Annotated in this window: 8 protein-coding genes; 2 read left to right on the top strand and 6 right to left on the bottom strand. The window is 59.4% G+C overall.

Features of this window, described 5'->3' with window-relative positions; genetic code table 11:
• The first annotated feature begins 80 nt into the window (after positions 1–80).
• Positions 81–2342: an LTA synthase family protein gene (locus ACFOSS_RS05050; RefSeq protein WP_377151026.1), complete on the top strand. Its 2262-nt coding sequence runs from the start codon at positions 81–83 to the stop codon at positions 2340–2342.
• A 340-nt stretch (positions 2343–2682) separates the two neighbouring features.
• Positions 2683–3900 carry an ammonium transporter gene (locus ACFOSS_RS05045; RefSeq protein ID WP_377151025.1) on the top strand — a complete coding sequence of 406 codons (1218 nt, stop codon included), beginning with the start codon at positions 2683–2685 and terminating at the stop codon, positions 3898–3900.
• 60 nt (positions 3901–3960) lie between these two features.
• Here the strand turns inward: ACFOSS_RS05045 and ACFOSS_RS05040 are convergent, their stop codons facing one another.
• From ACFOSS_RS05040 to ilvG, 6 genes are all read right to left on the bottom strand, one after another.
• Complete coding sequence (locus tag ACFOSS_RS05040) at positions 3961–4956, bottom strand: DUF2860 family protein (protein WP_377151023.1); 996 nt, start codon at positions 4954–4956, stop codon at positions 3961–3963.
• A gap of 339 nt (positions 4957–5295) precedes the next feature.
• Positions 5296–6828: a threonine ammonia-lyase, biosynthetic gene (ilvA, locus tag ACFOSS_RS05035; protein ID WP_377151022.1), complete on the bottom strand. Its 1533-nt coding sequence runs from the start codon at positions 6826–6828 to the stop codon at positions 5296–5298.
• Positions 6829–6830: 2 nt separating this feature from the next.
• Positions 6831–8681, bottom strand: a complete 1851-nt coding sequence (ilvD, locus tag ACFOSS_RS05030; RefSeq protein WP_377151021.1) for a dihydroxy-acid dehydratase — start codon at positions 8679–8681, stop codon at positions 6831–6833.
• Between the two features lie 124 nt (positions 8682–8805).
• A complete protein-coding gene (locus ACFOSS_RS05025) occupies positions 8806–9738 on the bottom strand; it encodes a branched-chain amino acid transaminase (protein ID WP_377151020.1) in 933 nt (310 codons plus the stop codon).
• Positions 9739–9757: 19 nt separating this feature from the next.
• Positions 9758–10030 (bottom strand): acetolactate synthase 2 small subunit, encoded by a 273-nt coding sequence (gene ilvM / locus ACFOSS_RS05020; RefSeq protein WP_377151019.1) that lies wholly within the window; start codon positions 10028–10030, stop codon positions 9758–9760.
• On the bottom strand, positions 10027–11673 hold the full coding sequence (gene ilvG / locus ACFOSS_RS05015) for an acetolactate synthase 2 catalytic subunit (RefSeq protein WP_377151018.1): 1647 nt from the start codon (positions 11671–11673) through the stop codon (positions 10027–10029). Before ilvG ends, ilvM begins: the two co-directional genes overlap by 4 nt.
• Positions 11674–11755: the final 82 nt, after the last annotated feature.

Below are 11755 nucleotides of genomic sequence, written 5' to 3'. Positions count from 1 at the left end.
ACCATCGGCTCTTCCCAGCCGCTCGATGGTAATCGATTCCATTGCCCCGGCACCCTTCGACCCGTTCGAGATCCGGTTGTATGTCCAAGCGCTTTCGCCATCCCGATGCTCTGCCTACCAGCCGTTTGCAATGGGTCCTGTTGTGTCTGCTGACTTCGCTGTTCCTGGCTACGGCCGTGTTACCGGTATTTCGCCCGGAATCGCTGTTCTACCCCCATTTTAATCAGCAAGTTACCGATTTTGCCCGCCTCGATAACCTGGGCCTGATCTACAAGAACGACACGCATGGCACCTACGCGGTCATCGACTCCAACTGGACCTTCACCCGCAGTTTAGCCAAGGACGAGAAGGTGCTGTTCCGTCTGCTGAACAGTGACAGCCGTGAGGCCAGCCATATCGATCTGCAACCTGACGTCGAACAGGGGCTCACCAACCGCTGTCAGACTGAGACCCCTTGCCATGTCGCAATAACTGGCAGCATACGGGTACCCACCGAGTCGCTTTCCGAACAATACCAGCTGACCACCGAGATCCAGCGCGCCGGTCACGCCGCTGCGCTGACCCAGATCATCACGTTGCCGCGCAGTGAGTTCGACTTGCAGCGCATGGGGCTGGGGCTGCTGGCCACCTTGCTGATCTGCGGTGCCTGCCAGCGTTTGCTGCTCTCCGCCTTGCGCCAAGGGCTCCGCTGGCGTCTCGCCGGTATACTGCTGCTTGGCAACCTCAGCTTCCTGTTGCTGAATGCCACCCTCTGTTTCCACATCAGCGAGTTTATTGTCTGGGCCGAATACCGCTATGCACACTACTACCTCTCCTGGGGGCTGATGCTGCTCGGCTGGCTGGTGTGCGTGCTCCTTGGTCGCCATCTTTACATGGGGCTGGTTTTCACCGCGCTCTTTGCCATCGGTTTGCTGGCCAATTTTGCCAAGATTCATATTTACGGCACCTCGCTGGGGGGAGATGATCTCAGCAACCTGCTCAGCCTGGTCACCATACTGGTGGGTGATCACCTGTTGTGGTTGAGTGCCGGCCTGCTCGGCCTGGTGTTGATGCTCTGGAAATTGCGCTGGTTCGGCTGGCTGCTGCGCGTTGGTGTCGGCCTGGTTGCGTTCTTCGGCTTCAGCGTGTTTGCCATCCAGGCCAGCAACAAGGTACTGGGCCCGAACATCAACTATTTCAATACCGAGTCCAGCTACCACCGCGAGATGGTGCGCCGGGGTCCCTCGCTGTATCTGTTCGATTTAATCAATGGCCTGGTCAGGGGCAATTCCATCTACGCCTTCCCCAATCCCAACCCGACTCCGGATTATCCCGCTGCCGCCACGACGACCGAAGGGCATGCCGACTGGGATCTGGTGATCGTCATGCAATACGAAGCCATGTGGCTGGATTGGAAGGGCGGCATCTGTAAACCTGCACCCAGCCTGCGCGTACCCGCCCGGACCGATGCCATCATCAGCAGCGTTCGCTCGCCGACGACGGGAGGCATGACGGTACTGGCCGAATTTGAAATGAATACCGGATTGCCTGTCGGCCTGCTACGGCAGGGAATAGTGCCTTACTACTACTTGCGCGACGGCGCACAGGGCCTGGCACAATCGGCCCGCCAACTCGGCTACCAGACTCATTTTTACCATCCCTACAAAGCAAACTTCTGGGGGCGCAGCCAAGCCATTCCCGCCATGGGTTACCAGCAGCTGCATTTTGATGACCAATTCACCAGTCTCGACCAGAAAGGCAGTTATGTCAGCGATCAGGCCCTGATCGGCAAGGTACTGCAACAAGCCACCAGCGCGCCAGGACAACCGCAGTTCATCTACACGGTGACCATGCAGGGACACGGCCCGTTCAATCAGGCTCGCTATGGCCAACACGAGCTGGATGCCGCCTGCCCCGGTCTCAGCGACAGCGATCGGCAGACGCTAAATACCTATTACACCGGCGTGGTTGACGAGATGGCGTCATTGCAATCCCTGCTGGATGGTCTGCATGCCAGCGGTCTGCGTTATCTGCTGATTGCATTTGGTGACCACCAGCCCTACCTGATGAATGCCGGCCATCTGGTGTTACCGGCCCATGCCAAGACAGAACAGACCTTCGACATTCCCTTCATGGTGTTCGCGCCGGAAGGCAGCGCCCCCCTCAAACAGCAGTATCAATCCGTACGCCAGTTGTTCCAGGCCGGGCAAGTAACCCGTCAGCTGCTGGGACAGCGGCATGCCAGCCCGACCGTAGAGCCAGCCCTGCTGCATCCGGTGCTCGGTAAGGAGACGGCGTTCGATCCCGCCAGCTACCTGCTACCGCTACACACTGTGTTTCGTGACGACACCTTTCACCAGTAACAAGCCCACGGATGGTGCCCTGGCTCTTTGACAGGGCACCGCTGTGGACTCAGGCCTTGCAAATAGGTGCACCGCACCATAACTGGGCACCATGGCAGTGCCAACCCCGCAGCGCCCGCTCGGGATCCCCAGGTGATTCACCGCTCTAAAATTTCATTACATCTCATACGGTTAAGCAGTCAACGCCGGCGATGCTGACAACTTGGTACACTTCATGAATAACAGGCTGCCGCTGCACCAGTGGGGCTCCCCGCATTAAGGCGTATGCGCCAGATGAGTGCTGACGAAACAAACAAGGCCAGGCAAGGCCACTAATCAAACTGTGGTGATGGAGGTGGGTGTGGTTGATGTAAACAGTGCCGTGGAAACACTGGTCACAAGTTCGGATACGCTGTTTATCCTGTTGGGTGCCATCATGGTACTGGCGATGCATGCCGGATTCGCGTTCCTTGAACTGGGTACAGTGCGCGGCAAGAATCAGGTCAATGCCCTGGTGAAGATCATTACCGACTTTGCCGTCTCCACCATCGCCTATTTCTTCTTTGGCTACTGCATCGCCTATGGCCAGACCTTCATGGGCAGCGCCAGCGAGCTGGTCAGCAATCATGGTTTTGACCTGACCAAATTCTTCTTCCTGCTGACCTTTGCCGCGGCCATTCCTGCCATCGTCAGTGGCGGCATCGCCGAACGCGCCCGCTTCTATCCGATGCTGATCTGCTCGTTCCTGATTGTCGGCCTGGTTTACCCACTCTTTGAAGGCATTGCCTGGAACGCCCGTTTCGGCGTCCAGGAGTGGCTGCTGGCGCAGTTTGGTGCCACTTTCCATGACTTCGCGGGCTCTGTCGTCGTCCATGCGGTCGGTGGCTGGATCGGCCTGGTGGCACTGTTCCTGCTCGGCACCCGCCGTGGTCGCGTACGTAACGGTCAGACCATCGGCTTTGCGCCATCCAGCATTCCGATGCTGGCCCTGGGCGCCTGGATCCTGATCGTTGGCTGGTTTGGCTTCAACGTCATGTCCGCACAGAAACTCTCCGCCATCAGTGGCCTGGTCGCCGTCAATTCGCTGATGGCCATGGTCGGTGGCACCCTGGTGGCATTACTGCTCGGACGCAATGACCCGGGTTTCGTGCACAACGGTCCGCTGGCTGGCCTGGTCGCGGTCTGTGCCGGCTCCGATCTGATGCACCCGGTCGGTGCCCTGGTGGTCGGCGGCGTGGCGAGTGCCATCTTCATTCTGGTCTTCACCTGGCTGCAACGTAAGCCGAAGATCGACGACGTGCTGGGTGTCTGGCCGCTGCACGGCTTGTGCGGCGCCTGGGGCGGCATTGCCGCCGGCATCTTCGGCAGTACCTCGCTGGGTGGCCTCGGCGGCGTCAGTTTCATGAGCCAACTGCTGGGCACCCTGATGGGTGTCACCATTGCCGTTGTTGGGGCCCTGATCATCTACGGTGGCATGCGTCTGGCCGTCGGTCTGCGCCTGTCCCAGGAAGACGAACATCAAGGAGCCGACCTGGCGATTCACAAGATCAGCGCCACCGCTCACGAAGTGCAAATCTGACACCCAGGCACAACAAAAAACGGCTCCCGCGGGAGCCGTTTTCCTTTGCCATGAAGCGCTTTAGAACGAGTACATCAAACCGGCACTCACCCGACTGAGCTCGGTATCGAAGAAATCGACGTTGGCATCAGAGTTCCCGTAGCTGGCGCTGAAAACAGCACTCAGCGGTTTGACATCCCACAGACTGTGCCAGAAGAAGTTGGCATTCACACCCCATTCATCGGCCTTGACGATGCGCCCGAATACCGGGTTGACCTCATCATATTCCAGCTGACCAAATGCGACGTTGGTGACCAGGCTGTACTTGGCCTGACGCAGGGCATAGGTCAACTGCAGAGCGGTCCGGTCATAACTGGCCGCGTCGCCATCCGCATCGTTGCGGGTATAGCTAATCATCGGCGACAGCACGCTGCCCTGAGGGCCAACGAAGTTGTACGCGAGATCCAGTGTCTGCATCTTGCCATTCCGGTCCAGCGAGGCCTGCTGCGCCGGAGTCAGCGCCAGCGCGGAACCACTCTGTTCATTCTCGATGTCGATGCTGCGCACGGTATAGTTGGTCGAGAACTGGCTGCCCCAGATACCATCCCAGCCCAGGCGCAGACCATTGCTCTTGCGATCCGTGGTATCGCGGTCGCCGACTTTATACGGATCGCTCCAGACGTCACCTGGGATCCCGGAGAAGACATAGGCCGCAGACACTATGCCCTTGTCACCAAACTGCTGACGCACGCCAAATTGCTGGGTGAAGTCCAGACGCACCGCATCCTGAATCAGGTTGCCAAGGAACAGCTGGGTACGGGTATCGGCAAAGGTGTAACGCAGGTCGAGATTGATATCGGCTTTACCGGCATCGCTGCTTGTCTGGCTGGAGAGCGAGTTCAAACGGCGGCTGGCATCGTCATCCGGACCAACCACGACATTGGAATCCACCTTGCTGTAGCCTGCACCAAGCAGACCAAAGCCTGAGAAACCACTCTGCTGCGGAATCGGGGCCATCTCGGCCATCGCGGCCTGACTCAATAACCCCAGACTGACTGCCAGCATCAACTTGTTCATCGATATTCTCCTGTTTGGTGACACAGTCCTTTAAGGGACAAAAAGCGACCGCGATAATATCAGGCGAACCCATTCTGTCCGTACACATTCACCCGACGATTCAGCCTAGGTTAAGCCCATCCATAAAAAAAGAGCGCACTATAATTACTTTTCCCGATAATCAGTAATTAACAACCCAATCAAAAACAACGCATTAATTCACAATTCGCCGGCGAAGCCCGGTGAGAGCATTGCACGCCTGGTTTGTCAGTTCGATTATCTATTTTCAATCACGGCACGGGTTGCTGATATAATCCAACGCGAAAAAAAGGGGCCGTCGGCCCCCTGGATCGCCACCCCTCAGGGGGCCAGAAATAGCCGGTAGGCCGGATCGGCCGACACATCGTGCCAGACATAACCCAGCTCGCGCAGATGTTGCTGGAACTCGTCATCATCGCTGGCCGCCAGTTCGAACGCGCACAATACGCGCCCGTAATCCGCACCGTGATTACGATAATGGAACAGCGTGATGTTCCAGCGACTGCCCAGCGTCTCGAGAAAGCGCAGCAGAGCCCCTGGCTGTTCCGGAAATTCGAAGCTCAGCAGACGCTCGGTCAACGAAGCACAAGGCCGACCGCCGACCATGTAGCGCACATGGTTCTTCGCCAGATCGTTATCGGTCATATTGATGACCGGATAGCCCGCCGCCTGCAGATCATCGATGATCTGCCGCAGCTCCTCGCTGCCACGCGACAAGCGCACGCCAACGAACAACGTGGCCTGATCGGCGGACGAGTAGCGATAGTTGAACTCGGTGACCACCCGCTTGCCGAGGCGATGGCAGAAATCGAGGAAAGCGCCTTTGCGTTCCGGGATCGTCACCGCCAGCATGCCTTCACGCTTTTCACCGATCTCGCAGCGTTCGGAGACATAGCGCAGGTTGTGGAAATTGACGTTGGCTCCGGAGAGGATCGCCGCCAGACGCCCGCCCACCAGCTGGCGCTCCTCGGCATACTTCTTCAGGCCCGCCAGCGACAGCGCCCCGGAGGGCTCGGCGATGGCACGGGTATCCTCGAAGATATCCTTCAGCGCGGCACAAATCTCGTCATTGCTGACGGTGATCACCTCATCCAAGTACTGGAGGCAGAGACGAAAGGTCTCCTCACCGATGCGCTTGACCGCTACACCGTCGGCAAACAGCGACACCCGCTCCAGGTTGACGGGCGTGCCCGCTTCCCAGGCCGCCTGCAGGCAGGCCGAGCCCTCGGCTTCGACACCAATGACTTTCACCTGCGGCAGCAGTTGCTTGATATACACCGCCACGCCGGCCGCCAGTCCACCACCACCAACCGGCACAAACACATGGGTCAGGCGAGTATCCTGCTCCAGCAGCTCGCGGCCTATGGTGCCTTGCCCGGCGATGACCTCGACATCATCGAACGGCGGAATCAGCGTATAGCCGTGCAATTCGGCCAGACGCTTGCTCTCGGCATACGCCTCATCAAAGTTGTTGCCGAACAACAGCACGTTGCCACCCATGCGGCGCACCGCATCGACCTTGATATCCGGTGTCGTGGTCGGCATGACGATGGTGGCCTTGATGTTCAGGCGGGCACCGGACAGCGCTACGCCCTGGGCATGGTTACCGGCGGAGGCGGCAATGACACCGCGCGCCCGTTGCTCCTCGGAAAGGCCGGCGATCTTGTTGTAGGCACCGCGCAGCTTGAATGAATGCACCGGCTGCAAGTCTTCGCGCTTGAGCGCGACATGATTGCCGAGGCGATCCGACAGTTTCTTCAGCACCTGTAACGGGGTGACTTTCGCCACCTCGTAGACAGGGGATAACAGTATTTTGCGTAGATAGTCCCCAGCGGACTCAGGCTGACTGGACATGCTTACTCCTCCAGCTTGCTACGATCCCGCACCGCGCCGCGGTCGGCACTGGTCGCCAGCATCGCATACGCCTTCAGGGCGAACGAGACCTCGCGCTGACGGCTGACCGGCTTCCACGCTGCCGCGCCCTTGGCCTCCATCGCCGCACGGCGTGCTGCCAGCTCCGCATCGGAGATGGCCATTTCGATACGGCGCTCCGGGATATGGATATGGATCAGATCGCCCTCCTGCACCAGGCCGATGTTGCCCCCCGCTGCCGCCTCGGGCGAGACGTGGCCGATCGACAGCCCTGAGGTGCCGCCGGAGAAACGACCGTCGGTGATCAAGGCACACGCCTTGCCCAATCCCATCGATTTCAGATACGAGGTCGGATAGAGCATCTCCTGCATCCCGGGTCCGCCTTTTGGACCTTCGTAGCGAATAACGACCACATCACCCGCCTTGACGTTACCACCCAGGATCGCCGCCACAGCGTCGTCCTGACTCTCGAAGACGCGCGCAGGACCGGAGAAGATCAGGTTGGATTCATCGACACCCGCCGTCTTGACGATACACCCATTCAACGCCAGATTGCCCGACAGCACCGCCAGGCCGCCGTCCTGACTGTAAGCATGTTCCTTGGAGCGGATGCAGCCTTCGACACGATCCTGATCCAGCGTTGGCCAACGGCAATCCTGACTGAAGGCCTTGGTGGTACGGATACCTGCGGGGCCGGCGCGATAGAAATCGAGCACCGCTGCATCCTGGGTACGCATCACGTCGTAACGCTCCAGCAACTCGGCCAGCGATAGTCCGAGCACATTACGCACCTCGGTGTGCAACAGGCCGGCGCGAGCCAACTCCCCCAGGATACCGATGACGCCACCGGCGCGGTGGACATCTTCCATATGGTATTTCTGGGTCGACGGCGCCACCTTGCACAGGTGGGGCACGCGGCGTGACAGACGGTCGATATCGTCCATCGTGAAATCTACTCCCCCCTCCTGTGCAGAAGCCAGCAAGTGCAACACGGTATTGGTGGAGCCGCCCATGGCGATATCCAGCGTCATCGCATTCTCGAACGCCTGCTTGTTGGCAATGGCACGCGGCAGCACAGCGGCGTCATCCTGTTCGTAATAGCGCTTCGCCAGTTCGACGATGCGCTGACCGGCCCGCTTGAACAATCCCTCACGGTCGGCATGCGTCGCCAGCAGCGAGCCATTACCCGGCTGAGACAGGCCCAGCGCCTCGGTCAGACAGTTCATCGAGTTCGCAGTAAACATACCGGAGCAGGAACCACAGGTCGGGCAGGCACTGCGCTCAACGGCCACGGTATCCTCATCGCTAACCTTGCTGTCGGCCGCCATCACCATGGCATCCACCAGGTCAAGCTTGATCAGTTGATCGGAGAGCTTGGTCTTACCGGCTTCCATCGGACCACCGGAGACAAAGATGGCCGGAATGTTCAGGCGCATCGCCGCCATCATCATGCCGGGAGTGATCTTGTCACAGTTGGAGATACAGACCATGGCATCGGCGCAGTGAGCATTCACCATGTACTCGACAGAGTCGGCGATCAGTTCGCGGCTCGGCAGCGAGTAGAGCATGCCGCCGTGGCCCATGGCGATACCATCGTCGACGGCGATGGTATTGAACTCTTTGGCTACGCCACCCGCGGCCTCGATTTCACGCGCCACCAGCTGGCCCAGATCCTTGAGGTGCACATGGCCCGGAACGAACTGGGTGAACGAATTGACGACGGCAATGATCGGCTTGCCGAAATCCTCGTCGGTCATCCCGGTGGCACGCCACAGGGCGCGGGCTCCGGCCATGTTTCGGCCCTGGGTGGTGGTAGCGGAACGGTACTTTGGCATCTGTGAAACACTCCCTGAATACGGCAATCAATCCTGAAAAACGGCTCGAGAAACGCAGCGCTGTTTATCGAGACGCTCTTGAAGAAACAAACGGGAGGCGCTGATACGCCTCCCGTCGCATGACTTAATCGTGAACCGGCGTCAGCCAGCCCCACTTGTCCTCGGTCTCACCATTGAACAGGCCGAAGAACGCCTTCTGCAACTGTTCGGTGATCGGGCCGCGACAACCGGCACCCACCTGGATTTGATCGACGGAGCGAACCGGCGTGACCTCGGCGGCCGTGCCGGTCATAAAGATTTCGTCGGCCAGATAGAGCGCCTCGCGCGGCAGGGGCTCCTCTTTGACGGTGAACCCCATATCCCGCGCCAGAGTGATGATGGTATCGCGGGTGATGCCCGGCAGGATGGCCGAGGTGGCGGGTGTGGTATGCAAGACACCATTCTTGATCAGGAAGATGTTCTCTCCGGCGCCTTCACTCAGGTAGCCGTTCACATCCAGGGCGATCCCTTCGGTGTAGCCGTGACGCTTGGCCTCACGGGAGATCAACTGGGATGACAGATAGTTACCTCCGGCTTTGGCACCGGTCGGAATGGTATTCGGTGCCAGACGATTCCAGGAGGAAACGGCCACATCGACACCATTCTTCAGGCCCTCTTCACCCAGGTAGGCCCCCCACGGCAGGGCACCGATCATCACATCGGTATGGGCATCCTTCGGCGGATGCAAGCCCAACCCGACGTTGCCCACAAAGGCCAACGGACGCAGGTAACCGGACTTCAGATCGTTCTCACGGACGATGACGCGGCAGGCCTCGCAGATCTGCGCCTGGGTGAACGGCATATCCATCCAGTAGATCTTGGCGGAGTCGAACAGACGCTGGATATGCTCCTTGAGGCGGAAGATCGCCGGCCCCTTCGGGGTGTCATAGGCACGGATGCCTTCAAAAACCGAGGAGCCATAATGCAATGCGTGGGTCATGACGTGCACTTGCGCCTTGTCCCATTCAACCAGTTCACCGTTGAACCAGATGTATTTGGTGGTCTTCTGTTGAGCCATAAGTGGTTACTTCCTTTTATCAAGCCCGGATGGAATATGCTGCCGCCTGTGCCTGCCGCACTTCGCCTGCCTCGACCTGAATGACGTCGATCAGCTTGGCCAGCTGGTTATGCAGCAATTGGATTGGACGCTCGCTCTCGACAGTAACCGTTATGTGCAGGTCTTGGCAATCCAGCGGCGGCGCCATGTTCAATGCACAGAGACGGAAACCGCGATGGCGTACTACGCGCAACACCCGCTCCAGCACTTCGGGGCGGAACTGGGCACGAATTGAGAGCTGATGTTGTGTCATGATTGAGCCTCCAGCATATGTTCATTGGCCGCGCCCGGGGGGACCAGGGGCCAAACGTTATCGTCCGATGAGATGGAAACATGCAACAGGTAGGCGCCCTGGCTGGCCAGCATGCGCGCCAGCGCCGGAGCCACCTCCTCCTTGCGGGTAATCGTTTCGCCCGGAATGTCGAACGCCGAAGCCATGCGTACAAAATCCGGGTTGTCGGTGAGGATGGTTTCGCTGAAACGCCCCTCGAAGAATAGCTCCTGCCACTGGCGTACCATCCCCAGCCGCTGGTTGTCGAGCAGCACCATCTTGACCGGCAACTGGGCACGCTTGAGGGTCCCCAGCTCCTGGACATTCATCATGAAGGAGCCGTCGCCACTGACCAGTACCACGGTATCATCCGGCCGCGCAACCTGAGCGCCGACCGCTGCCGGCAACCCAAAGCCCATGGTGCCCAGCCCGGCACTGGTAATCAGGCCTCGGGGGTCATCAAATTGCATATGCTGGGCGACCCACATCTGGTGCTGACCGACATCGGTCGTCACCACAGCGCCGTCTGGCAACCGGGTGCTGAGCTGTTGCAGCAGCCAGGGCGCGAAGATACGTTCGCCGGGATGGTCGTAACGGAAGGCATGCTCGGCGGCCAGCGCCTGACAATGTTCGCGCCAGGCAGCAATCGCCAGCGGTTGTGCCAAGGCTGGCAGCACCTTTTTCAAATCCGCCTGCAGGCTGACCTGGACCTCGCGCCGCTTGCCGATCTCGGCTGCATCAATATCCAGGTGGATCACCTTGGCATGCGGGGCAAATGCGGCCAGCTTACCGGTCACCCGATCATCAAAACGCGCTCCCACCACCAGCAACAGATCGGACTGCTGCACTGCATAGTTGGCCGCCTTGGTGCCATGCATCCCCAGCATGCCCAGTGACAACCCACAGGCTGGGTCCAGGGTACCAATCCCCTTCAGTGTCGTCACCGCCGGCAAGCCGCAAGTCGCCGCCATGGCGCGTAGTTCAGTGACGGCATCGGCCAGCACCACGCCTCCACCCACGTAGAGAATTGGCCGTTCGGCGGCAGCGAGCAGTGCCCGAGCCTCAGCCAAAGCCTGCTCACACAGAGGTTCTTCGTCATCCACCAGATGCATGGGCGCGCGCGGTTCAACGGCAGCCATCTGAATATCCTTCGGTACATCGATCAGCACAGGGCCCGGCCGGCCGGAGCACGCAATACGGAACGCCTCGGCCATCACAGTACCCAACTCCGCACCATCGGTGACCAGAAACGAATGCTTGGTACAGGACAGTGACATGCCGAGCACATCGATCTCCTGAAACGCATCGGTGCCGATAAAATCACGGGCTACCTGTCCGGTGATGGCAACAACAGGCACCGAGTCCATCATCGCATCGGCGAGACCCGTAATCAGGTTGGTCGCACCCGGTCCCGAGGTTGCAATACAGACCCCCACCTGCCCGGTGCTACGCGCATAACCGATGGCGGCCATCGCTGCACCCTGCTCATGTCGGCACAACAGGTGAGGGATGCCGCCATCATACAGAGCATCGTATACCGGCATGATGGCGCCCCCCGGGTAACCAAACACCTGGGTGACCCCCTGTTGATGCAATGCGCTGACGATGTACTGGGCCCCGTTCATGACAACTTCCTTGTTTCCGTTATATCTGGCTGAAAAAAAACCCCCGAGTGTTCAGCCTCGGGGGTCGTTTGCTGTGTCTGGA

It is taken from the genome of Pseudaeromonas sharmana (assembly GCF_042649925.1).
Lineage (GTDB): Bacteria > Pseudomonadota > Gammaproteobacteria > Enterobacterales > Aeromonadaceae > Pseudaeromonas > Pseudaeromonas sharmana.
This window is presented reverse-complemented; position numbering and strand designations above follow the sequence as displayed.